At 66.1% G+C, this 22042-nt stretch carries 22 protein-coding genes and 1 tRNA gene; 13 read left to right on the forward strand and 10 right to left on the reverse strand.

Annotated features, from left to right (window positions below):
• Positions 1-18 precede the first annotated feature (18 nt).
• The 6 genes from MJ956_RS00085 to MJ956_RS00110 all read left to right on the forward strand — a co-directional run bounded on the left by MJ956_RS00085 (position 19) and on the right by MJ956_RS00110 (position 5160).
• Positions 19-1221, forward strand: coding sequence for an acetyl-CoA C-acyltransferase (locus MJ956_RS00085; RefSeq protein ID WP_253962443.1), 1203 nt, complete (start codon positions 19-21; stop codon positions 1219-1221).
• A 10-nt stretch (positions 1222-1231) separates the two neighbouring features.
• Positions 1232-2278, forward strand: coding sequence for a phosphotransferase family protein (locus MJ956_RS00090; RefSeq protein ID WP_253962444.1), 1047 nt, complete (start codon positions 1232-1234; stop codon positions 2276-2278).
• 4 nt (positions 2279-2282) lie between these two features.
• Positions 2283-3053 (forward strand): SDR family NAD(P)-dependent oxidoreductase, encoded by a 771-nt coding sequence (locus tag MJ956_RS00095; RefSeq protein WP_253962445.1) that lies wholly within the window; start codon positions 2283-2285, stop codon positions 3051-3053.
• Positions 3054-3135: 82 nt separating this feature from the next.
• On the forward strand, positions 3136-3693 hold the full coding sequence (locus tag MJ956_RS00100; protein WP_253962446.1) for a thioredoxin family protein: 558 nt from the start codon (positions 3136-3138) through the stop codon (positions 3691-3693).
• Positions 3693-4388, forward strand: a complete 696-nt coding sequence (gph, locus tag MJ956_RS00105; RefSeq protein ID WP_253962447.1) for a phosphoglycolate phosphatase — start codon at positions 3693-3695, stop codon at positions 4386-4388. Before MJ956_RS00100 ends, gph begins: the two co-directional genes overlap by 1 nt.
• A gap of 421 nt (positions 4389-4809) precedes the next feature.
• The gene (locus MJ956_RS00110; protein ID WP_253962448.1) at positions 4810-5160 is read left to right on the forward strand and encodes a DUF2934 domain-containing protein; all 351 of its coding nucleotides are present in this window, start codon (positions 4810-4812) and stop codon (positions 5158-5160) included.
• Between the two features lie 81 nt (positions 5161-5241).
• On the opposite strand, the gene MJ956_RS00115 is transcribed toward MJ956_RS00110, so the two are convergent.
• From MJ956_RS00115 to MJ956_RS00135, 5 genes are all read right to left on the reverse strand, one after another.
• Positions 5242-5595, reverse strand: coding sequence for a YkgJ family cysteine cluster protein (locus MJ956_RS00115; protein ID WP_253962449.1), 354 nt, complete (start codon positions 5593-5595; stop codon positions 5242-5244).
• Between the two features lie 97 nt (positions 5596-5692).
• Positions 5693-6058: a DUF1622 domain-containing protein gene (locus MJ956_RS00120; protein ID WP_253962450.1), complete on the reverse strand. Its 366-nt coding sequence runs from the start codon at positions 6056-6058 to the stop codon at positions 5693-5695.
• A 159-nt stretch (positions 6059-6217) separates the two neighbouring features.
• Entirely contained in the window at positions 6218-7147 is a 930-nt protein-coding gene (locus tag MJ956_RS00125; protein WP_253962451.1) for a DUF5655 domain-containing protein, read from the reverse strand.
• A gap of 164 nt (positions 7148-7311) precedes the next feature.
• Positions 7312-7387 (reverse strand) — tRNA-Thr (locus MJ956_RS00130).
• Between the two features lie 183 nt (positions 7388-7570).
• The gene (locus tag MJ956_RS00135; protein ID WP_253962452.1) at positions 7571-8530 is read right to left on the reverse strand and encodes an NAD(P)H-dependent flavin oxidoreductase; all 960 of its coding nucleotides are present in this window, start codon (positions 8528-8530) and stop codon (positions 7571-7573) included.
• Between the two features lie 188 nt (positions 8531-8718).
• On the opposite strand from MJ956_RS00135, the gene MJ956_RS00140 reads away from it, so the two are divergent.
• From MJ956_RS00140 to MJ956_RS00150, 3 genes are all read left to right on the forward strand, one after another.
• The gene (locus MJ956_RS00140; protein ID WP_253962453.1) at positions 8719-9522 is read left to right on the forward strand and encodes an exonuclease domain-containing protein; all 804 of its coding nucleotides are present in this window, start codon (positions 8719-8721) and stop codon (positions 9520-9522) included.
• Positions 9523-9607: 85 nt separating this feature from the next.
• Positions 9608-11287: a cisplatin damage response ATP-dependent DNA ligase gene (locus MJ956_RS00145; protein WP_253962454.1), complete on the forward strand. Its 1680-nt coding sequence runs from the start codon at positions 9608-9610 to the stop codon at positions 11285-11287.
• Between the two features lie 117 nt (positions 11288-11404).
• The gene (locus MJ956_RS00150; protein WP_253962455.1) at positions 11405-11662 is read left to right on the forward strand and encodes a DUF6460 domain-containing protein; all 258 of its coding nucleotides are present in this window, start codon (positions 11405-11407) and stop codon (positions 11660-11662) included.
• Between the two features lie 4 nt (positions 11663-11666).
• Here MJ956_RS00150 and MJ956_RS00155 read toward each other — a convergent pair whose 3' ends face one another.
• Positions 11667-12569: a histone deacetylase family protein gene (locus tag MJ956_RS00155; RefSeq protein WP_253962456.1), complete on the reverse strand. Its 903-nt coding sequence runs from the start codon at positions 12567-12569 to the stop codon at positions 11667-11669.
• An 87-nt stretch (positions 12570-12656) separates the two neighbouring features.
• Between MJ956_RS00155 and MJ956_RS00160 the strand changes: the two genes are divergently transcribed.
• Positions 12657-14051 (forward strand): MATE family efflux transporter, encoded by a 1395-nt coding sequence (locus MJ956_RS00160; protein ID WP_253962457.1) that lies wholly within the window; start codon positions 12657-12659, stop codon positions 14049-14051.
• Positions 14052-14057: 6 nt separating this feature from the next.
• Here the strand turns inward: MJ956_RS00160 and MJ956_RS00165 are convergent, their stop codons facing one another.
• Positions 14058-15158 (reverse strand): quinone-dependent dihydroorotate dehydrogenase, encoded by a 1101-nt coding sequence (locus tag MJ956_RS00165; RefSeq protein ID WP_253962458.1) that lies wholly within the window; start codon positions 15156-15158, stop codon positions 14058-14060.
• The gene (locus MJ956_RS00170; protein WP_253962494.1) at positions 15155-15502 is read right to left on the reverse strand and encodes a DUF952 domain-containing protein; all 348 of its coding nucleotides are present in this window, start codon (positions 15500-15502) and stop codon (positions 15155-15157) included. Before MJ956_RS00170 ends, MJ956_RS00165 begins: the two co-directional genes overlap by 4 nt.
• Before the next feature lie 135 nt (positions 15503-15637).
• On the opposite strand from MJ956_RS00170, the gene MJ956_RS00175 reads away from it, so the two are divergent.
• Positions 15638-16066 carry a hypothetical protein gene (locus tag MJ956_RS00175; RefSeq protein ID WP_253962459.1) on the forward strand — a complete coding sequence of 143 codons (429 nt, stop codon included), beginning with the start codon at positions 15638-15640 and terminating at the stop codon, positions 16064-16066.
• A 12-nt stretch (positions 16067-16078) separates the two neighbouring features.
• Here MJ956_RS00175 and MJ956_RS00180 read toward each other — a convergent pair whose 3' ends face one another.
• The gene (locus tag MJ956_RS00180; protein WP_253962460.1) at positions 16079-17077 is read right to left on the reverse strand and encodes an alpha/beta hydrolase; all 999 of its coding nucleotides are present in this window, start codon (positions 17075-17077) and stop codon (positions 16079-16081) included.
• A 106-nt stretch (positions 17078-17183) separates the two neighbouring features.
• Between MJ956_RS00180 and MJ956_RS00185 the strand changes: the two genes are divergently transcribed.
• Positions 17184-17618 (forward strand): secondary thiamine-phosphate synthase enzyme YjbQ, encoded by a 435-nt coding sequence (locus MJ956_RS00185; RefSeq protein ID WP_253962461.1) that lies wholly within the window; start codon positions 17184-17186, stop codon positions 17616-17618.
• A 155-nt stretch (positions 17619-17773) separates the two neighbouring features.
• Positions 17774-18430, forward strand: coding sequence for a response regulator (locus tag MJ956_RS00190; protein ID WP_253962462.1), 657 nt, complete (start codon positions 17774-17776; stop codon positions 18428-18430).
• A gap of 28 nt (positions 18431-18458) precedes the next feature.
• On the opposite strand, the gene MJ956_RS00195 is transcribed toward MJ956_RS00190, so the two are convergent.
• Positions 18459-21920 carry a hybrid sensor histidine kinase/response regulator gene (locus tag MJ956_RS00195; RefSeq protein WP_253962463.1) on the reverse strand — a complete coding sequence of 1154 codons (3462 nt, stop codon included), beginning with the start codon at positions 21918-21920 and terminating at the stop codon, positions 18459-18461.
• Between the last annotated feature and the right edge of the window lie 122 nt (positions 21921-22042).

Genomic DNA, 22042 nt, shown 5'->3' on the forward strand with positions numbered 1-22042 from the left:
AAAAGAAAGGGCCCCGCCATGAGAGAAGCGGTCATCGTCTCGACGGCGCGTACGCCGATCGGCAAAGCCTATCGTGGCGCCTTCAACGACACGCAGGCGCAGGCCCTCGGCGCGCATGCCATCCGCCACGCGGTCGAGCGGGCCGGCGTCGATCCCGCCGAGATCGAGGATGTGGTGATGGGCGCCGCTTTGCAGCAGGGCTCGACCGGCACCAACATCGCCCGCCAATGCGCGCTCCGCGCCGGACTGCCGACAAGCGTTGCCGGCATGTCGCTGGACCGGCAATGCGCGTCCGGCCTGATGGGGATCGCCGTCGCGGCGAAGCAGATCGTTCTCGACAACATGACCGTCGCCGTCGGCGGCGGGCTGGAATCGGTCTCGCTGGTCCAGAACGACAAGATGAACCTGTTTCGCGGCGTCGACCCCTGGCTGCGCGAACACCGGCCGGATCTTTACATGTCGATGCTGGAGACCGCCGAGATCGTCGCCGCGCGTTATGGGGTCTCCCGCGAGGCGCAGGACGAATTCGCCCTGCAGTCGCAGCAGCGGACAGCCGAAGCCCAGGCCGCCGGGCGTTTCGACGACGAGATCGTGCCGATGACGGCCACGATGAAGGTCAAGGACAGGGAAACCGGTGAAATCTCGGACCGGGAGATGACGCTCGACCGGGACGAGGGCAACCGTCCGCAGACGACGCTTGCCGATCTTCAGAAGCTGCAACCGGTCTTCAAGGGCGGGCAGGAGGTCAAGGAAGGCCAATTCATTACCGCCGGCAATGCGTCGCAGCTTTCCGACGGCGCCTCGGCCGCGGTGCTGATGGAGGCCAGAGACGCCGAAAAGCGCGGTCTTCACCCCTTGGGCCGCTATGCCGGCATCGCGGTCGCCGGCTGCGACCCGGACGAGATGGGCATCGGGCCGGTCTTCGCCGTGCCGAAGCTCCTGGAGAAGAACGGCCTCAAGGTCGGCGACATCGGCCTTTGGGAGTTGAACGAGGCCTTCGCCAGCCAGGCGCTCTACTGTCGCGACACGCTCGGTATTCCCAATGAAATCCTCAATGTCGACGGCGGCGCGATCTCGATCGGCCATCCCTATGGCATGTCCGGCGCCCGGATGACAGGCCATGCGCTGATCGAAGGCAAGCGTCGGGGTGTGCGCTGGGTCGTGGTGACCATGTGCGTCGGCGGCGGCATGGGCGCGGCCGGCCTGTTCGAAGTCCTGTGAGCGGCCGGTTATGAGCGAGGAAGCGGACGATCAGACCATCGACGAAGCGGCGCTCGGCAGCTATCTTGAGGATCATATCGAAGGCTTCGCGGGCCTCGAGCAGGTCGTCAAGTTCCAGGCCGGCCAGTCGAACCCGACCTTTCGTCTCGACGCGACAAGCGGCACCTATGTGCTCCGCGCCAAGCCGCCCGGGGAACTCCTGAAATCCGCCCATCAGGTGGATCGGGAATTCAAGGTGATGAGGGCGCTCGCCGGGACCGCGGTGCCGGTGCCGAAGATGCTGCATCTGGCCGACCGGGCCGATTCCCCGCTGGGACGCACCTTCTTCGTCATGGAATATCTCGACGGTCGGATCTTTTGGGATCCGATGCTTCCCGAGATCGACACCGACGACGAACGCGGCGCCATCTACGACGCGATGAACGCGGCCCTCGCCGCATTGCATTCGGTCGATGTCGAGGCCGTGGGGCTGGCGGATTTCGGCCGGCCTGGCAATTATTTCGGCCGGCAATTGTCGCGCTGGTCGGAGCAGTATCGCCAGTCCAAGACCGATGAGATCGAGGACATGGACACCCTGTCCGCCTGGCTGGAGGAGAACTTGCCGAAGGACGACGGCGCGGCCGGCCTCGTGCATGGCGACTACCGGCTCGACAACATCATGTTTCACAAGGACAAACCGGAGATTCTCGCGATCCTCGACTGGGAGCTCTCGACCCTCGGCCATCCGCTCGCCGATCTCGCCTATCAGTGCATGCAGTGGCGGCTGCCGCATGTCGGCGCGTTCAAGGGGCTCGGCGATGCCGACCGGCCGTCGCTGGGCATCCCGACCGAAGCGCAATATGTCGCCCGCTATTGCGAGCGGCGCGGTCTCAAGGGCATCGACAACTGGCCGTTCTATCTCGCCTTCTCGTTCTTCCGTCTGGCGGCGATTCTGCAAGGCGTCTTCAAGCGCTATACCCAGGGCAACGCCTCCAACCCGCAAAAGGCGAAATCCTACGGCCGCAGCGTCCCGGTGATCGCAAGCCTCGCCGTCGAGCTCATCCGGGACGAGGGCTGATCGGATGCGCCGGTTCGAAGGCCTGAGCGTGCTCGTCTCCGGCGCGGCCGGCGGTTTCGGGCGTTCCATCGCCAGGGCGTTTGCCGCCGAAGGGGCAAAACTGCTCCTGACCGATCTCGATGAAGCGGCGCTTGAAGCCGCCGCCAAGGATATTCCGGATACCGAGATCGCGACGCTTGCCGGCGACGTCTCGCGCGAGGCGACGGCGAAAACCCTGGTCGAAACCGCGATCGCGCGCTTCGGCAAGCTCGACATCGCCATCAACAATGCCGGCGTCGTCCACGCCTACGAGCGTCTCTCGGCCATCGACGCCGCCGAGGCGGAACGGGTGATCGCGATCGACCTGATGGGCGTCTTCTATGCCATGAAGCACCAATTGGCCGCGATGGAAGCCCGGTTTGCACGCGAGGGCAGGGGCGGCACCATCGTCAATGTCGCCTCGGTCGCCGGGCTGAAGGGCGCGCCGCTCCTGTCGGTCTATGCCGCCGCCAAGCACGGCGTCGTCGGCCTGACCCGTTCGGCCGCCGCCGAGACCGCCCGGCGCGGCATCAGGGTCAACGCCGTCTGCCCGTCCTTCGCCCGCACCGCGATGGTGCTCGGCGACGACGCGGACGCCGATTCGGAAGACGAAAAGCGCATCGTGCGCGGCATCCCGATGCGCCGCCTCGCCGAAGTCGAGGAGGTGGTCGCTGCCGTGCTCTTCGCTGCCGATCCCGCCAACGGTTTCATGACCGGGACGGTGCTGCCCGTCGATGGCGGGCTGTCGGCGATTTGAGAAGCCTGTCGCCCCCCAGCTCGATTTTCGTGCGGTTTGCCCTTAATCGAAGGACGGTACTTGAGCGAGGAGGAGTCTCACCATGGCGGCACAACCCCCGATCTGCGATTTCGGCTGGAAGGCGGTGGACGCGGAACTGCCCGGCGTCGACGGCAATGCCCACCGGATCTTCGACCACAAGGGTCCGAACGGCCTCCTGGTCGCCTTCATCTGCAATCACTGCCCCTATGTGAAAGCAGTGATCGACCGGCTGGTGCGCGACGCCAAGGATCTCGCGGAGCTCGGCATCGGTACGGTCGCCATCTCGTCGAACGATGCCTCCGCCTATCCGGAGGATTCCTTCGAGAACATGAAGCGCTTCGCCGAAGAGCACGGCTTTCCGTTCGCCTATCTCCATGATGAGGACCAGAGCGTGGCGCGGGCCTATGGCGCAGTCTGCACGCCGGATTTCTTTGGATTCGACGGCGATCTCGGCCTGCAATATCGCGGCCGCATCGACGCCTCACGCAAGCAGGCGGCGCCCGACGATACCGAGCGCGATCTGTTCAACGCCATGAAGCAGATCGCCGAGACCGGTGAAGGTCCCACTGAACAGGTTCCCTCGATCGGCTGTTCGATCAAATGGAAGGACGCCGCCTGATGACCGGTTCCGATTGGCCGAAAGCGGTCCTGTTCGATCTCGACGGAACGCTGGTCGATTCGGCGCCCGACATCCATGCCGCGCTCAACCAGACGTTGGCGAGCTATGGCGAGCCGCCCTTCACCCTGGAGGCGGTGACACGCATGATCGGCGGCGGCGTGCCGAAGCTGATCGAGCGGGCCTATGCCGCGCTCGGCAAACAGATCGATCCGGCGACCCGCGACAAGGCGGCAGAGCGGTTCATCGCGATCTACGAGCCGCGCGCGACCGAACTGACGACGCTGACCGCCGGGGCTAGCGAGGCGACGCGAGCCTTCAAGGAGGCCGGCGTGCCGATCGGCGTCGTCACCAACAAGCCGGAAGCGGCGACGCGCGAGATCCTGGCGCATTTCGGCCTGCTGGAGCTTCTCGATGTGGTCGTCGGCGGCGACGCCGGGCCCGACAAGAAGCCGGCGCCCGGCCTCCTGCTGCTGGCCTGCGAGCGGCTCGGTCTCGGCGTCGCGGATGTCGTCTTCGTCGGCGACAGCGAGAACGACGTCGAGGCGGCGGTGGCGGCGAGGATGACCGTCATCGCGGTGCGCGGCGGCTACACGGCGATCGCGCCGGAAGAGCTTGGCGCCGATGCGCTTGTCGATCGCATCGACGCCGTCCCGACCGTCCTGGCATCAGTGCGCGCGCTTGCGACGACGAGGTGATCGTTAGCCGCCGGCCAATTTCGACTTTCGACAACACCCGCCCCGGCTCTAAGTAAGGCGAAGATACGGCGTTTCGCCGGCACCGATCGGGGCCGGGGAGGGGGTCAGAGGTATGAGTTACAAGAGTGCCGAAATGACCATGCTGTGGGCGGCCATCGCGATGTGGACGGCGGTTGTTGTCGTGGCGCTGCTGGCGTCGCGCCTCGGCGGCTGATCGCGAACGGACTGCATCCGGATTACCCATTGACCTGGAGCCGGATCAGGCGTGATGATGTGGGCAGGGCCGGCGTCGAGTCTCGCGGGCACAAGCGGTGGGCACGCCGCAGCCGTTTCCCGGCTGCGCATTTCGTTTAATCACGCGTCCTTACGGCCGGTTCCTGCCGCCCTATATATCTGCCGAACTCACATCGGAGACGGGACGATGGTGAAGCTGGATAATGCCGAGGCGATCCGCAGGCTCGCCTACGAGATATGGGAACGCGAGGGTCGTCCGAGCGGCCGCGAGCACGAGCATTGGGCGGAGGCCAACCGGGAGTTCGCCAAGCTTAATCCGCCGCGGCCCGTGCTGGTGAAAGCGCAGCCGCGGTGGAACCGCGTCGATGCCGAACGGCACGAGGCGGAGATCCTGCGCAGGGCGCTGTGGACCCCGGAGCCGTTTTCCGCGGAGTTGTTCGGCCGCGAACCGTCCCGGTTCGGACGGGCGAGAAGGGCGGCGCCGCCATTTCCGGCCGTAGCCGAGAGCGCGCCGGTGGCCAAGGACGTCCGCTCTTAGGAGCGGGTCGACGCCGCTGACCCCCTGCGCCGGGCGGACCGGCCATTCGAACAGGCGATCGTCCCTACCTGGCTGACGCCACTATCCTCGTTCCGACGCTGTCCGGGTCGGTGCGGCGCTCGCCGACGCGACAACGCCGTCAAGCCCGAGGCCTCGCCGCGCCATCAGGCAGTCGTCTCCGCCCGGAACGCAGGCGCGGCAAACCTCGGGCCGCAGCGCGTAGACCGCGCAGGCAGTGGCGATGCCGACGTAGCCGACAAGCGCCGAACAGCGGGCGCCATCGCAGCGCATGCCGCTGAGATCGGCGGCGACAAATTTTTCGGGAATCCTGTCGAGATCGGCATCGACCTCGGTCGAAAACCGCGGCCATTCCGGCGAATAGGAGCAGCAGGCTCCGCAGGCCTGGCAGTCGAAATCATGGTTGGTGGGTGTCATGGGGCTGTCTAGCATGGATGACGGGCGTTGGTCGCCGTCCAACGCTGTCGCATGACCTGGTGTTCGAGCCCCTGTGGAGGGCGCGTCGCGTGGGACGTCAGTTTGGATGCCGGGGCGCCTGCGCCCGGCGCCAGGGCCAGCGCCCTTCGATCTCGACTTCCAGCGAAAAGCTGAGGAATGTGCGGATCAGGACGATTCCGCCCAACACCAGGACGCTTTCCATTGTTGGCTCGATGGCGACCGTGTTGATGATGTCGGCCGCAACGAGGAATTCCAGCCCAAGCAGGATAGCGCGGCCGAGCCCGGACCGAAAACGGTGAAAGCTGTCGGAAACATTGCCTGCGGTGCGGTCGCGCAGGAACGTCACGGTCGCGACGATCGTACCGATCACGATGACAATAATGCCGACAACCTCGATGCTTCGTGTCGTCCAGTGCAGTAACTGGGTAAGCCCTTCTTCCATAGATGGTCCTTTTCGCTCTCAACGCTTTCGCCCCGTCCCGGCGCTCGCCGTTCCTAGGCAGGCTCGATCAAGAATGCGGCCTGCCGCACGGCATCGGATCTGAAAGACATTGCTCGAGGGTGCGCGTCGGAAAAGGGCTCGGCGAGTGGATGGCTACAATTAAGCTCCGTCATAGCTGCGATCCATCAACGGCTTGGCTTTGTCTAACGTCGCGCCATCGGTGATAATGATTTCAAGGTCACCGGTTCCGAAGTGGCCGATGTTGCGCACGTCGCGCGTAAAGCCCGGTTCGAGTTGCAAACTGTCCGGATTGACCTTTACGAACACTTTGACGTGTCGAATCTGCGGTTTCACTTCGACGCAGGCGAAATTCTTGAGCCGACGGAAGGCAACGTAGTTGTCGAGAGTTTTTAGCTGCACGTCGTCGCCGAGCGCCAATAGATACGCCTTGATCGCCTCATAAAGATCGAGCAGCCCTTGGTCGGCATCGGCGAGATATTGGGTAATGGTCTTTTGACGAGAGCGCGGGCGGTTGGAAACGGATTCCCCCGGTCCATCACTTTCGCTGGTAATTTCCCGTGCCGGGCGCTCGGTCGTCGAGGTCAGCAACTCGAACAACAACAGCTCGTCCCCAAAGCGTCGGTAGCGAACGAGTTCAATGTTGCGGTTCATCTGGTTGACTGCGTGCGCATCATACTTGGTGAAGTCGCCGGCGATGCAGATCAGCCGAGGCGAGCCCCACTCCACTGCCTTCGCCTGATCCTCCCCGTAGCGTTCGAGCACCAACCATTCGAAGTCGCGCCGATGATCCATGAGCCAGTCGAGGTAAAAAAGCCCTTGGTTGATGACATTCTCATTGCTGGCTCGCTTATACTCGATAATGACCGGTGAGCCGTTCTCATCGATGCCGAGAGAATCCATTCTCCCGCCGTTCGTGGTGATAAACTCGGACGCAAGAAATCGGACGCCGAGAAAAGCCTCCATGTTCCGTTCGATGAGAGTTTGCAGCGACTTTTCCAACGCGACCGCGCTGCCGCGAAGCTCGGTCACCGATATGCCGGTCGTGCGAAAAAGTTTGATGTCGCTCAAAGTATCTCCCGGCGTAGCTGAACGCAGTTGTAGCAGACGAATTGCGCCTGAACAGCGATCCGAGCATTTCCATCAATTGGGAGCGCATCATCGGCCTATGCGCTGGACGACAACCCGTCTGCAACGCGCGAGCCTGAGCCATGACGGTCGAAATTTCGTGGAAGTGGTGCCGCTTAGGTGACTCGAACACCTGACCCCGTCATTACGAATGACGTGCTCTACCAACTGAGCTAAAGCGGCCTTGGCCGGCGGGCGGATCACCCACGGACGGCGTCCTGATAGCCTTAAACGCGGCCGGGTTCAAGCCGCAATCAGCGCGGCACGGTTCCGCGTCGGCGCGACCGGTGACGGCAATGGGCCCAAGGGAAGTGCAGGATCGTCGCGGAGCGCCGCGCTTCGCGGCGGCAGGCGCCAAGCATCCGGTCAGCCGCAGATCTGGCGTTTGGCCGCCGCGTATTCCTCGGCCAGGCGGCCGACCAGCGCGGCGGCCGGGCCGACGGACCGCACCGCGCCGATGCCCTGGCCCGAGCCCCAGATTTCCTTCCAGGCTTTTGGCTTGGCGCTGGCGCCGCCGAAATCCATCAGCGTTGCGTCGCTCTCCGGCAGATTGTCCGGATCGAGGCCCGACGCTTCGATCGAAGCGCGCAGATAATTGCCGTGAACGCCGGTGAAGAGGTTGGTGTAGATGATGTCGCCGGCGCGGCCCGTCACGATGCCGTTCTTGTAGTCCTCGGCCGCGCGCGCCTCGTCGGTGGCGATGAAGGCCGAGCCGACATAGGCCCCGTCGGCGCCCATCGCTTCGGCCGCCAGCACCGCCCGGCCATTGGCGATCGCGCCGGACAGGAACAGCGGCCCGTCGAACCATTCGCGGATTTCCTGGACCAGCGCGAAGGGCGACAGCGTGCCGGCATGGCCGCCGGCGCCGGCCGCGACGGCGATCAGGCCGTCGGCGCCCTTTTCGATCGCCTTGCGGGCGAAGCGGTCGTTGATGATGTCGTGCAAGACGATGCCGCCATAGGAATGCACGGCGTCGTTGAGTTCGGGACGGGCCCCGAGCGAGGTGATGACGATCGGCACCTTGTGCTTCACGCAGGCCGCCAGATCGTGCTCCAGCCTCGTGTTGGACTTGTGGACGATCTGGTTGACCGCGAAGGGCGCCGCCGGCCGCTCGGGATGATCCCGGTCGTGGGCGGCCAAAGCTTCCTCGATCTCGCATAGCCATTCGTCGAGCTGCTCCGCCGGCCGCGCGTTGAGCGCCGGAAACGAGCCGACGACGCCCGCCTTGGCTTGGGCGATCACCAGCGGCGGATGCGAGATGATGAACAGCGGCGCCGCGATCACCGGGAGTTTGAGCCGGCCGTCGAGGATCGGGGGAAGGGCCATGAGCGCATCTCGCGAGTGATTGACGTAAACGTAAGGCCGGGCGACGGGTAGCAGATCGCGTCCGATGACGCAAAGGACGTCCGATCTCTATGCGAGGCGGATCGCACTGTCGCGATGAGCTACGAGGGCGGTGGCGAAGCGCCGCACCGACTTGCGTCCCGTCTCGGAGCGGGCGATTTTGTCGACCGATGTCCGACCTGTTCCCGCCCGTCGCCTCGACGCCCTCGTTGTTCGCCGATCCGCTCGTGCCGCTCGTCCGGGTGATCGACACCGAAACGGCGGGCCAGCGGCTGGAAGAAGACGCTGTGATCGAGATCGGCTCGGTCGACCTGGATCTTTCGACCGGCGATATCGGCAACCCGATGCAGAGTTTCTGCGACCCGGCCGGCGTGGCGATCAACCCGCATGCCCGAAGGGTCCACCAGATCACCGATGAAATGCTCGACGGGGCGCCGCCCTTCGCCGAAGCGGTAAAGCCATTCGCGGGTGCGCCCTGGTTCGCCGCCCAGCGCGCCAGCTTCGACCAGGCGCGCCTGCGCCTGACCGGCCGATGGCTGTGCACGCACAAACTGGCGCTGAGGGCATTCCCGCATGTGAAGGCGCACGGCCTGCAGAGCCTTATCAAATACGTGCCGCTCGATTTGTCGCCGGTCGCGCCGCTGCTCAAGGATCTGCACCCGCATCGGGCGCTCCACGACGCGGTCTGCACCGCGGTGCTCATGCGGCGGATCACCGACGTGCTGCTGCCGCGCTGCGTCGATCTTACGGATTTTCTCGAGCGGGCGGAGAAGGTCTCCAACGAACCGGCGCTGCTGGCGCGCTTCCGCTTCGGTCGCCACAAGGGCGTCGAGATCGCCAAGGTACCCGACGATTACCTGGAATGGCTGATCCGCGAGCCCGGCATGGACGCCGACGCCGTCTTTACCGCGCGCCATCATCTGCGGTTGCGCGGCATGCGCGGCGCCCGGCCGCTGCCTGCCCCCGCCGTTTAGGCCATTGCCGACCGGAGCTTCGCCCCCTGAAGCAGCCGCGCGGACGCCCTATCTATCCCCGTCGACCACCTGTCTCCGGAGCCCGATGCAGCAATTCGCCGAACTCCTCGATCGCCTGGTGCTGACGCCGTCGCGCAACGGCAAGCTCAAGCTGCTGGTTGATTTCTTCGGCGCAGTGCCGGACCCCGAGCGCGGCCATGCGCTGGCCGCGATCACCGGCGATCTCGACATCAAAAGCGTCAAGCCGGCGATGCTCCGGGCGCTGATGGCGAGCCGGATGGATTCGGTGCTGTTCGGCTATTCCTACGACTATGTCGGCGATCTCGCCGAGACCATCGCCCTGGTCTGGCCGTCTTCCCATGATGGCGCGCAGCGCGCGGCGGCCCCGCCGCCGACGCTGGCCGACGTGGTCGAAACACTGGACCGCGCCGCGCGAAAGGATGGCCCCGCCCTGATCGAGGCATGGCTGGACCGGCTGGATTCCTCCGGCCGCTACGCCTTGCTCAAGCTCGTCACCGGCGGGCTGCGTGTCGGCGTGTCGTCGCGTCTCGCCAAGCAGGCGCTGGCCGATTTCGGCGGCAAGGCCATCGCCGAGATCGAGGAACTCTGGCACGGGCTGGAGCCGCCCTATGAGCCGCTTTTCGCGTGGCTGGAAGGCCGGGCGGAGAAGCCGGTCTCGGCCGCCGCGGCGCCATTCCGCCCGGTGATGCTGTCGCAGGCGCTGGAAGTCCCGGATCACGAGCGCATCGACCCGGAAAGCTACGCCGCCGAGTGGAAATGGGACGGCATCCGCGTCCAGGCGACGGCCGAGCGGGGCACGCGGCGGCTTTATTCGCGCACCGGCGACGACATTTCCGCCGCTTTTCCCGACCTCATCGATTTCATGACCTATGACGGGGTGCTCGATGGCGAGTTGCTGGTGGCGGCGTCGAAGGACGCCCGGTCAGCCACGCCCGAGGTCGAGGAGCATGACGGTCCACCGCAAGACGACATCGTCGTCGGCACCTTCTCCGACCTGCAGCAGCGGCTGAACCGCAAGACCGTCTCGGCCGCCATGCTGAAGCGCTATCCGGTGTTCCTGCGCGCCTACGACCTCCTTCAGGAGGGTACCAGCGATCTCCGCGGGGTCACCTTCGCCGAGCGCCGGCAACGGCTCGATGCCTTCGTCGCCGGGCTCGAACCCTCGCGCTTCGACATCTCGCCCTTCGTGCCGTTCCAACGCTTCGCGGATCTGGAACGCCTGCGCGCCGCGCCGCCGCATCCGGTGATCGAGGGGCTGATGCTGAAGCGCTGGGATTCGCCCTATGTGCCGGGGCGTCCGAAGGGTCCGTGGTTCAAATGGAAGCAGGACCCCTATCTGGTCGATGCCGTCCTGATGTACGCCCAGCGCGGCCATGGCAAGCGGTCGAGCTTTTATTCCGACTACACTTTTGGGGTCTGGACCGGGCCGATGGACGATCCCGAACTCGTACCGGTCGGCAAGGCCTATTTCGGCTTCACTGATACCGAACTGAAGCAGCTCGACAAATATGTCCGCGACAACACGGTCGAGCGCTTCGGGCCGGTGCGCTCGGTGCGGGCCGAGCCCGACCACGGCCTGGTCATCGAAGTGGCGTTCGAGGGGCTGGCCCGGTCGAGCCGGCACAAATCCGGCGTCGCGATGCGGTTTCCGCGGGTTTCGCGGCTTCGCTGGGACAAGCCGGCCTTCGAGGCGGACCGGCTGGAGACGCTGCAGGCGATGCTGCCGGGCGGGCCGACGGGGTGATACGGAGAGAGCCGGTCTCCCGCATTCGCGCTGTCCCTCGACCTTGCGTCATGGCGCGGCTCCGCTTACCTCCGACGCCAGACACGAGGAGTGGAGAGAGCAATCATGTCGGAACGGGTGAACAGATTCCTGGGCGGCTCGCCACTGGGCGTCATTGTCAAGCTCGTGCTCCTGTCGATCGTCGTCGGCGTGATCCTGTCCTGGCTGTCCTGGAGCCCGGCGGACATCGTCGACTGGGTGGTGGGCCTGTTCGACTGGTTGTGGGTCAGCGTTTTCGGCTCGCTGGAGCGGGCGGTCGACTATTTCATCCTCGGCGCCGCGATCGTCGTGCCGATCTTCATCATCTCGCGCCTGCTGGCGATCGGGCGGCGCTGATCCGTCATTCGAATTCCCGTGCCACCCGGTGCAGGATGGTGTGACGGCGCGAAAGCGCCTCGATGTCGCGCGAATAGCCGCCGCCGACGACACAGGCGACCGGAATGTTTCGGTCGCGGAAAAAGCCGATGACCGCGCGGTCGCGCTCGGCAAGCCCCGAATCCGATAACGCCAGACGTCCAAGCCGGTCCTCGGCGTGCGGGTCGACGCCGGCATTGTAGAAGACGATCTCCGGCCGACCTTGCCGCGTCGCCTCGGTCAGCGCCGCTCCGAGTGATTCGAGATAGGCGATGTCGCCGGTGCCATCGGCGAGCGGCACGTCGAGGTCGGATTGCGCCTTGTCGGTCGGGTAGTTCCTCGCCGCGTGGATCGACAGGGTGAAGACGCGCGGGTTCTCGGCGAAGATCCGTGCCGTGCCGTCACCCTGATGCACGTCGCAGTCGACGACCAGCACCTGGCCCACGTCGCCGTCGGCCAAGAGCACCGAGGCGGCGACGGCGACGTCGTTGAACACGGAGAAACCCGCGCCGCCGGCCCGACCGGCATGGTGGCTGCCGCCGGCGGTGTTGCAAGCAAGGCCCTCGGCGAGCGCCAGCTTGGCGGCGAGCACCGTTCCGCCGGTGGCGCAGCGTGAGCGCATGGCCACCCGCTCGTCCACCTTGAAGCCGATTGCCTTCTCGATCGCCGGCGGCACGGCGGTAAACAGCACCTGATCGACATAGAGCGGATCATGGGCGAGCCGCAGCCAGCCGGGCAGCGCCGGCGCCGGAATGTGGAAGCCGTCCGGCGCGACGATGCCGTCTTCGACGAGAATCTGGACCAGCCGCGTGAATTTCGACATCGGGAAGCGATGATGAGCGTCGAATTCGGCGTCGAAGGCGGGGTGGTGGATCATCGGAACCGGCATGATCCGGCAAGATAGGGCGGTTCGGGCTCGTGACACCGCGACAAGGTTTCGCTTGCCCGAGTTCGAGCGGAATGCGAATTCGCGTCGATGCGACGTGACGGTGACGAACAGATCGAGCGTGCGACAGCGTCCGGCCCGGTAGCGGGGCCAGGGCACTCGCGACCCTTTACGGTCAGCCATCGCGAGGTCTGGGCCATCACGCTGCCGATGACGCTGGCGTTCCTGACGACACCGCTCATCGGCCTGACCGACACGGCCATCGTCGGACGCGTCGGCGACGCGACGGCGCTGGGCGGGCTCGTCGTCGGCGCGCTGATCTTCGATTTCGCTTTCGCCACCTGCAACTTTCTGCGATCGGGCACGACCGGCCTCACCGCCCAGGCGGTGGGCGAGGCGAATGGCTGCGAGGTGCAGGCGGTGTTCTGGCGCGCCATGGTCCTCGCGCTGGGGATCGGCCTTTTGCTGATCCTCGCCGAGCCGCTGGTGACGTCGCTCGGACTGCTGGCGATCGCGCCGGGACCGGGGGTTGCCGACACGACCCGGCTCTACGTCTTCCTGCGGATGTTTTCGGCGCCCTTCGCGCTGGCGAATTACGCGATCCTCGGCCATGTGCTCGGCCGGGGTCGCGGCGGGCTTGGTCTTGCGCTGCAGATCGTCGTTAACGGCACCAATATCGCGTTGTCGATCCTGTTCGGCCTCGTCATGGAATACGGCATCGCCGGGGTCGCGGTCGGGACGGTTTGCGGCGAGGCGGTGGGCGCATTGGTCGGCTTCGCGGTGGTCGCACGCGGCTTCGATCGCGCCGAGCGACCGTCGCCGGCCCGCGTCTTCGAGCGGCGGGGCATCGCGCGGATGATCGCGGTCAATCGCGATATCATGATCCGCACCTTCTGCCTGCTCGGCGCCTTCGTGCTGTTTACCCGCCTCGGCGCCCGCACCGGCGCGTTGACGCTGGCCGCCAACGGCATCTTGATGAACTTTTTCCTCGTCGGCGGCTATTTCCTCGACGGCATGGCGACGGCGTCCGAGCAGCTCGTCGGACGTTCGGTCGGGGCGCGATTCCGGCCGGCCTTCGATCGGGCGGTCAAGCTGACGCTCGCCTGGGGGCTGGGGCTGTCGCTGGCCCTGTCGGCGCTGTTCCTGATTTCGGGTGAAGCGCTGATCGCTGTTTTGACGACGGACCTGACCGTTCGCGCGGCCGCCGGCGATTATCTTTTCTGGGCCGCGCTGACGCCGCTTGCCGGGGCGCTCGCCTTCATCATGGACGGCATCTTCATCGGCGCGACATGGTCGCGGACGATGCGCGACATGATGATTGCCTCCTTCGTCATCTTCGCCATTAGCGCCTACGCGCTATCGCCGGTCTTCGGCAATGACGGGCTGTGGGCCGCGCTGCTGGTCTTCCTCGGCTTTCGCGGCGTCAGCCTCATGGCTTTGCTGCCGCGCCGCCGGGCCGAAACCTTCGGGACGGCCGCTACCTGAATCCACTCAGTCGAGCGGCGGCGGCGAGGCGAGGATCTCGTCGGTCCGGCTGCCGCGCAACTCGGCGATATGATCCAGCCCGGCCCTGTCGAGATAGCGGACCATCTCCTTGAGAATCCGGTTCGGCAATTCGGGCCCGCCATAGACGAGGCCGGTATAGAGCTGCACGAGATTGGCGCCCGCCTCGATCTTGCGCAGCGCCGTGCGGGCGTCTTCCACGCCGCCGACGCCGATCAGCGGAAATTTCGGCCCGAGCGCCTGCCTAAATTGCGCCAGCACATAGGTCGAGCGGTCCATCAGCGGTCGGCCCGACAGGCCGCCGGCTTCGAGCGCGTGCGGCTCGCCGACAACGCCCGCCCGCGACAGCGTCGTGTTCGACACGATCAACCCGTCGATCCGCCGCTTGCGGACGGCGGTGACGATCTCCTCGATCTGCTCGGAGGCCAGATCCGGAGCGAGCTTGAGGAAGAGCGGCTTGGCCGGACCGCCCGACAGCGCGGCATAGCCGTCGCGGGCGGCCACCACCGCCTTGAGCAGCCGATCGAGGTCCGAGCCGGTCTGAAAGGCGCGCAGCCCCGGCGTGTTCGGCGAGGAGATATTGATCGTCAAATAGCTCGCGACGGCCTCGAAGCGGTTGACGCCTTCCACATAGTCGGCGACCCGATCCTTGGAATCCTTGTTGGCACCGATGTTGACGCCGACGATCCCGGCCTTGCGGATGCGCGCTTCCAGCCGCTCGAACGCTTCGGCGTGGCCGTCATTGTTGAAACCGAGCCGGTTGATGATCGCGTGCGCCTTTTCGAGGCGGAAGATGCGGGGCTTCGGATTGCCCTCCTGCGGCTGCGGCGTCACCGTGCCGACTTCGACGAAGCCGAAGCCGAGCCGCAGCGCCGCGTCCGGAACCTCGGCGTTCTTGTCGTAGCCGGCGGCGAGGCCGAGCGGATTGGGAAAGGCGATGCCGGCGACGACGGTCCGCAGCCGGTTGTCGACGGGGGTGTTGACCCGCGGCATCAGCCCGCGCTTCAAGGCGGCGATCGACAGGGCGTGGGCGCGTTCGGGGTCGAGGCGAAACAGGGCCGGACGGGCCAGCCGGTAGAGGCGATTCATCTGACCGAGCCGGGAAACTGGTGACCGCCGTCGACGCCCAGCGGCAGATCCTCGACCCAGACCACAGCATCGAGAGGAAGCGGGCCGTAAAGATGCGGGAACAGCGCGCCGCCGCGTGATGTTTCGAAGCGCAGCGCGTCGCCCAGTCTGTCCGGGTCGACCGCGATCAGCACCAGATCGTCCTGACCGGTGAAATGCCGGGCCGCGGTTTCGCGGACCTGCCCGCCGGAGGAGAAGTGAATGAAGCCGTCGGCTTCGTCGACGGGCGCCCCGTCGAAGCGACCTTTCGCCTTGGCGGCTTCCCAGAGCGGTCGAGGCGCGATCTTGTAGATGGTTTGATCCATGACGAACCGGTGCCAGAGCGGCGCGGCAAGGTCAATCACCGGCTGCCTTGAGACGGTCACGCGGTGGGTTTACGCTTCCGGTTGCCTGCGACGCCTCGCAAGGGCGGCATGGCCGCATTGATGGAGCCAGCGATAATGTCCCGAATCGTCTCAGCCCTCTTCGTCGCCGGCATGGTTGCTGCCGTGCCGGCTTCCGCCCAGTCGATCCTCGACAGCGGCGGCGGCCGTTATCAGATGCAGCCGGTCGAGGGCGGTATCGCGCGGCTCGATACACAGACCGGAGCGGTCGAGCTGTGCCGGATCGAGGGCGAGGCTCTGGTCTGCAAGGGCTCGAGCGACGGCCAGCAGCGCGATGCCGACCGGATCGCCGATCTCGAAGCGCGGGTGGAGGCGCTCGAGGGCGGCAAACGCGTCCTGAAGGGTGCGGACGAAACGGCCGACCAGGCGATCAAGACGATGCGGCAGGTCTTTCGCGGCTTCGCCGATATCGTCCGTGAACTGGAGCGCGATCTGGGCTCCGATCCGGACAAGACGGAAGGCGGGGCCGAGCCGGGCCGCACCTGACGAGCATCCGGGTCACGCCGGGATGTCGAATACCGGAAACTCCATCCGGCGCTTCAGAAAGTCCTCCATCTCGTCGAGGGAGCGTTCCGTCGCCTTGGTCGAGAAGGCCTGAAAGACATGTGCCCCGCCATTGGTCAGCGCCAGTTCCGCTTCGATGCCGCTGGAAACCCAGCGCGCCGCCATGAACAGCGTATCGTCGATGAGGAGATCGCGGGTTCCGCAACTGAACAGAGCGGGCGGCAGGCCGTTCAGATCGGCGTAAAGCGGCGAGACGGCGGGATCTTTGAGGGAATAGTTCTCCGGCACGAACCGCAGGACGAACTCCTTCACGTCGTCAGTGTTGAGGATGAGGCGTTCGTCGCCAAAATTGCGCACGCTGGGAGTCAGCGACAGATCGTAGCAACCGGCGACGAGATTGGCGGCCTTGAACGGTGTTATGCCGTATTCGTCGCGCAACCGGAGCAGGGTCAGCACCGAGTGGTGCGCGCCGGCCGACTCGCCGCCGATCGCCAGATAGCCGCGCGGAAGGTCGGCCAGATGGCCGTTCGCCAGTGCCAGCGCGATATCGGCGCAGTCATGCAAAGCGGCCGGGAAGGGATCTTCCGGCGCCAGCCGGTATTCGACCGAGGCGACGGTGAGCCCGGTGTTGTCGGCAAGCCGCCGCAGCCGCGGGTCGGCTTCCTCGGACCCGCCGAACACCCAGCCGCCGCCGTGAATGTGCAGAAAGGTGCCGCGCGTCGCGCCGTCCGTGGGCCTCAGCACCCGAACCGCGATCTCGCGTCCGGCGCTGCCGATATGGACGATCGTCTCGGCGGCCTTGTCCTTCGGCGCGGCAGGGAACACGCCGCGCCCTTCCTTGCGCAGCTCCCGAACCCGCTCGACCGGCATCGACCAGGGGCTGGGCAGAACTTTCTGTTCGGCGATGATCCTGTCATTCAGTTCGACGATCTCCGGATCCGTCTCAGCCGGGTCGAAGACTGTTGGATCGATCGTCACGCGCGCTTGTGTCATTGCCATTTCCCTGTTGCCGGGGAAAGAAGCTAGGACGTTTGAGGACGGGTTGTAGGGTCGAGGTGGCCGGTGCGATCGAACGGACGTCAGATGCAGGGAGCCCGCCATGCGCCAACATATCGAAACCTTGCGAATTTCGACGCCTGGCCGGTCGATGGTCGAGATCAGTCGTCAGATCGCCGAGCGTCTCACGGCGGCGGGAGTGCGCGACGGCCTCGTCACGGTGTTCATCCGGCATACCTCCGCGTCCTTGACGATCCAGGAGAATGCCGATCCGGACGTCAAGCACGACCTTATCGGCGCGCTCGACCGGCTGGCGCCCGAAGATGCGCCTTATACACACACCATCGAGGGGCCTGACGACATGCCCGCCCATATCAAGTCGGCGCTGACCGCGACCAGCCTGGCGGTGCCGGTCTCGGCGGGACGCATGATGCTCGGAACCTGGCAGGGCATCTATGTCGTCGAGCACCGCGCGCGGCCGCATTCGCGCGAAATCGTCCTCCATTACGCCGGAAGCCTGGATCGAATCGGCTGCTGACGACGCCTGGCCTTGATCCCGGACCGTAAGGCGGTCAAGAACGTGGGAACGAGGTGCGGTCGTCTCCTTGGGGGCGCGCGTTGCCTGAACGGCGGGAGGACCTGCCGCGGCATGGTCATGGCGGCTGCGGGAAGACGACGGGAGGAACAACGGACATGAGCCATGTCTTCATCGTGGCCGACGACCATCCACTGTTTCGCGGCGCCCTGCGGGAAATCCTGTCGGCGCTGCCGGACCCGGCCGATATTGTCGAGGCGGCGGATTTCGACCAGGCCGCGGCGGCGCTCACGGCCAATCCGGAGGCCGATCTCTTGCTGCTCGACTTGAATATGCCGGGCACTAGCGGCCTGTCCGGTCTGGCGCTGCTCAGGGCCGATCATCCCGCCGTGCCGATCGCGATCGTCTCCGGCAGCGAAGACGCGCCGATCGTGGCGCGGGCCCTCGACCTAGGCGCCTCGGGATTCATCCCGAAATCGTCTAGCCTCGACACGATCCGTCAGGCGATCCTGTCGCTTCTCGCCGGCGCGGTCTTTTTGCCGCCGGACATTTCACTCGACGCCGAGCGCGACCCCGAAGTCACGCAGTTGATCCGGCGAATCCGGACGCTGACGCCGCAGCAGACGCGGGTGCTGACGATGCTCGGCCGGGGTCTCCTCAACAAGCAGATCGCCTATGAACTCGGCATATCGGAGGCGACGATCAAAGCGCATGTCTCCGCCGTCCTCCTGAAGCTCGGCGTCGACAGTCGCACACAGGCGGTCATCCGCCTCTCCAAGCTCGGCATCGATCTGGAAGGCGGCTTCGCGGCCTGAGAACGCCGGGGCCGGGCGTCGGGCTCGGCTATTCGGCCGCTTCGCGGCGCCTGCTCTTGCGGCCCATCGCGGCCCTGAGCGAGGCGGGCTTCAGCGGCTTCGTCAGCACATCGACGTCCATGGCGAGGGCCTGTTCACGCAGGTCCGGCGACCGATCCGCCGTGACGAGGATCACCGGAAGCTGCGGATCGAGCGCCCTGCGCAGCAAGCCGATGGCGTCGAGCCCGTTGCCGTCGTCGAGATGGTAATCGACAAGCGCGATATCGGGCACAAGGCTGCGGTTGCCGAGCGCGTTGACGGCTTCCTCCGGCGAGCCGAAGGCGTCGACCCGGCAACCCCAGCCGGTGAGAAGGACCCGCATTCCCTCTCGGATGGCGACCTCGTTGTCGATGCAAAGCACCCGCGTGCCGGCCAGCGCCAGACCCGATCGGGCCGGCAACAGCGGCGTTTCCGTCAGCAGCACAGGCCTGGCCTCGGCAACCGGCAGCGTGATGCGGAAGCGTGTTCCCCGTCCATGTTCCGAAGTGGCCTCCACCGAATGGTCGAGTACCCGCGCGATGCGGTCGACGATGGACAGGCCGAGGCCAAGCCCGCGTGCGGTTCTGCTCCCTTCATCCAGACGCACGAACTCCTGATAGATCGTTTCCAACTGGTCGGCGGGAATGCCGATGCCGCTGTCGGCGATCTCGACGTCGAGGCTGCCGCCGACGCGATGTCGGACCCCGACGACGACCTTGCCCGCCCTTGTGTATTTGATGGCGTTCGAGACGAGGTTCTGGATCAGGCGTCGGAGCAGGTTACGGTCCGAGCGGACGGCGGCGCTGGTGCGCACGAAGCGCAGCACGATGGCCTTTTCCTCGGCCAGCGGACGCATGTCCGTCTCGATCTGGCGCAGCAGCCGGTCGAGCGGGAATTCCTCGACCTTGGCCTGCATTCCGCCGGCCTCGAGACGGGAAATGTCGAGGACCGCGCTGATGATCGCCTCGACGGCCTCCAGCGATGAGCCGATATTGGCGGCGATCTCCCTGCCGGCACCGGTGTCCTGACGCTCCTGAAGCGCGGCCGCATAGAGCCGCGCGGCGTTGAGCGGCTGCAGGATGTCGTGCCCGGCGGCGGCGAGAAACCGCGTCTTGCCGAGATTGGCCGCGTCGGCGACCTGACGGGCCTTGGCGAGTTCGTTGTTGGCGGTCAGAAGTTCGCCGGTGCGCACACGAACCCGTTCCTCCAGGCTTTCATTCATCTCGCGCAATGCCGCGGCCTGCATGACGCGCTCCGTCATGTCGGAGACGGTCGCCACCAGCCCGCCCTCCGGCATCCGGTTGGCGCGGAACTCCAGGACGCGTCCGGAGCGCTTCAGGCCGATCTGGCGCAAGGCCGGGGCGCGTGTCAGGCTCTGGAAGCTCGCCTCGTATTCCTCGCGATCGATCTCGCCGGCGTCGAGAAGTTCGTCGAGAACGACGGTGAAGGGCGTGCCGATCTGGCCGAAATCCGGTGATAGACCGACAAGGTCGCGGAACTGGCGGTTCCAGAAGGTCAGCCGATAGTCGGAATCGAAGATCGCCAACCCCTGGTCGACCTGATCGAGAGCGATCCGGAGGAGGTCGCGATTGTATTGCAGCGCTTCGGAGGCGTCGTCGAGAAGCCGCAGCGCCGACCGGCTGGAATCGGCGTGCCGCTGGAACAGCAGCGACAGGACCAGGCGGGACGAGGCCGAGCCGATCGCTGAGGCCAGAAGCTGTTCGGAAAAGCGGATCGTCGCGCTGTCGGCGGTCGCGTCGGCGTCGAGAATGCGGCCTTCCTCCTCGGCGAAGCGCGCCAGCGATCGTTCGGTGCGTTCGGCGCCGAGATAGCGCGCGATGGTCGCCGTCAACTCGCCGACGCTGACACCGGAGCGGGTGCGGCGTGATCCGGCGGTCGGGCCGGCGTCCTTTGCCGCGAAGATCGCCGCCTGAATCCGCTCCAGTGGTGTTGCTGGGCGGCTGAGCGAGCCGATGACCAGACAAGCGGTGTTGGCAAGAAGGCTGACGAGGCAACCGAACAGCAGCGGATCGATGTCCGGCGTGGCCGCTGCGGCCGCCGCAAGCGAGCCGGTCGCCGTCGGCGTCTGGATCGCCGGCAGGAGCAGCGTATAGGCCCAGACGAGGATGCCGGCGACGAGCCCGGCCATGGCGCCGCGCGCATTCGCCCGCTTCCAGAACAGGCCGGCGAGGAAGGGCGGGGCGAGCTGTGCGATGGCGGCGAAGGACAGTAGCCCGATCGAGGCAAGACCGCTGCCGGTCCCCGCGAAGCGGTAATAGCCGTATCCCAGAAACACCACGACGAGAATCGCCGAACGGCGCACATTGAGGATCAGCCGGGTTTCGTCCTGGCGGGTGTCGATGCCCGGGCCGCGGCGCTTGAGCAGCCATGGCAGGACGAGATCGTTGGAGATCATGATCGACAGCGCGACACTGGCGACGATGACCATGGCGGTCGCGGCCGAGAGGCCGCCGATGAAGGCAACGAGCGACAGCGTGTCCTGGCCCTGTGAAAGGGGCAGCGACAGCACGTAGAGGTCGGCGTCGACCGTGCCGCCGAGCTTGATCAGGCCGGCGGCGGCGATCGGGGCGACGAAGATGTTGATCAGAACGAGATAGAGCGGAAACAGCCAACGGGCGCGGCGGATTTCCTCGCGCGTGCGGTTTTCCACGACGGTCATGTGGAACTGGCGTGGCAGCAGCAGGATGGCTAGCGCGCTCAGGCCCATCGAGGCGAGGAAGCGGCCGCCGATTTCGGAGCTGAAGGCGCTGGTCACGCCGGGGCTCGCCAGTGCGGCGCTCCAGAGTTCGCCGGGCTCGAACAGCACGAACGTGGCCCAGATCCCGATCGCCAGGAAGGCGGCGAGCTTGACGATCGATTCCATCGCGACGGCGAGGACGAGACCGTCCTGGTGCTCGGTGGCGTCGGCGTGCCGGGTGCCGAACAGGATCGCGAAAATGCCGAGAACGCTGGCGACCAGCAGGGCGAGGTCGCTGAACAGCGGCGGCATCTCGGGGGTTGCGCGGTAATGGGCGACCAGCGCGGCGACGCTGGTGGAGATCGCCTTGAGCTGCAGTGCGATATAGGGGACCGTGCCGATGATCGCGATCAGCGTGGCCAGCGCCGCGACCGAGGGGTTCTTGCCGTAGCGCGAACCGATGAAGTCGGCGACGGTGGTGATGCGTTCGGCCTTGGCGTGGCGGATCAGCCGCTCGATGAAGGCTGGCGCGAGCAGGAACACGAGAATCGGACCGAGATAGATCGCCAGGAAGGATAGGCCGTCCCGCGCGGCGACGCCGACCGATCCGAAGAAGGTCCAGGAGGTGCAATAGACGGCGAGACTGAGCGCGTAGACGCCAGGCCGACTCGGGCTCGCATGGCCGTCCGCGGCCCGCCGGTCGCCCCACCAGGCGACGGCGAACAGCAACAGCAGATAGGCGATCGCCGTGACGACGATGATGCCGCTGTTCACATCCAGCCTCCCACGGCGGATGAGGTCCGCCGTCTGTCGGCGAACAGAACCACCGGCACCGCCGCAAGTCCAGATATGGCGGGGAGAATGCCGCCGACCGTGCCGATTGTGCCGGCGCGGCG

This window comes from Aurantimonas marianensis, assembly GCF_024195285.1.
Taxonomy (GTDB): domain Bacteria; phylum Pseudomonadota; class Alphaproteobacteria; order Rhizobiales; family Rhizobiaceae; genus Aurantimonas; species Aurantimonas marianensis.

Coding starts and splice junctions, on each gene's coding strand:
- MJ956_RS00085 (WP_253962443.1), top strand. CDS start 19: ATGAGAGAAGCGGTCATCGTCTCGACGGCGCGTACGCCGATCGGCAAA.
- MJ956_RS00090 (WP_253962444.1), top strand. CDS start 1,232: ATGAGCGAGGAAGCGGACGATCAGACCATCGACGAAGCGGCGCTCGGC.
- MJ956_RS00095 (WP_253962445.1), top strand. CDS start 2,283: ATGCGCCGGTTCGAAGGCCTGAGCGTGCTCGTCTCCGGCGCGGCCGGC.
- MJ956_RS00100 (WP_253962446.1), top strand. CDS start 3,136: ATGGCGGCACAACCCCCGATCTGCGATTTCGGCTGGAAGGCGGTGGAC.
- gph (WP_253962447.1), top strand. CDS start 3,693: ATGACCGGTTCCGATTGGCCGAAAGCGGTCCTGTTCGATCTCGACGGA.
- MJ956_RS00110 (WP_253962448.1), top strand. CDS start 4,810: ATGGTGAAGCTGGATAATGCCGAGGCGATCCGCAGGCTCGCCTACGAG.
- MJ956_RS00115 (WP_253962449.1), bottom strand. CDS start 5,595: ATGACACCCACCAACCATGATTTCGACTGCCAGGCCTGCGGAGCCTGC.
- MJ956_RS00120 (WP_253962450.1), bottom strand. CDS start 6,058: ATGGAAGAAGGGCTTACCCAGTTACTGCACTGGACGACACGAAGCATC.
- MJ956_RS00135 (WP_253962452.1), bottom strand. CDS start 8,530: ATGGCCCTTCCCCCGATCCTCGACGGCCGGCTCAAACTCCCGGTGATC.
- MJ956_RS00140 (WP_253962453.1), top strand. CDS start 8,719: ATGTCCGACCTGTTCCCGCCCGTCGCCTCGACGCCCTCGTTGTTCGCC.
- MJ956_RS00145 (WP_253962454.1), top strand. CDS start 9,608: ATGCAGCAATTCGCCGAACTCCTCGATCGCCTGGTGCTGACGCCGTCG.
- MJ956_RS00155 (WP_253962456.1), bottom strand. CDS start 12,569: ATGCCGGTTCCGATGATCCACCACCCCGCCTTCGACGCCGAATTCGAC.
- MJ956_RS00160 (WP_253962457.1), top strand. CDS start 12,657: ATGCGACGTGACGGTGACGAACAGATCGAGCGTGCGACAGCGTCCGGC.
- MJ956_RS00165 (WP_253962458.1), bottom strand. CDS start 15,158: ATGAATCGCCTCTACCGGCTGGCCCGTCCGGCCCTGTTTCGCCTCGAC.
- MJ956_RS00170 (WP_253962494.1), bottom strand. CDS start 15,502: ATGGATCAAACCATCTACAAGATCGCGCCTCGACCGCTCTGGGAAGCC.
- MJ956_RS00175 (WP_253962459.1), top strand. CDS start 15,638: ATGTCCCGAATCGTCTCAGCCCTCTTCGTCGCCGGCATGGTTGCTGCC.
- MJ956_RS00180 (WP_253962460.1), bottom strand. CDS start 17,077: ATGACACAAGCGCGCGTGACGATCGATCCAACAGTCTTCGACCCGGCT.
- MJ956_RS00185 (WP_253962461.1), top strand. CDS start 17,184: ATGCGCCAACATATCGAAACCTTGCGAATTTCGACGCCTGGCCGGTCG.
- MJ956_RS00190 (WP_253962462.1), top strand. CDS start 17,774: ATGAGCCATGTCTTCATCGTGGCCGACGACCATCCACTGTTTCGCGGC.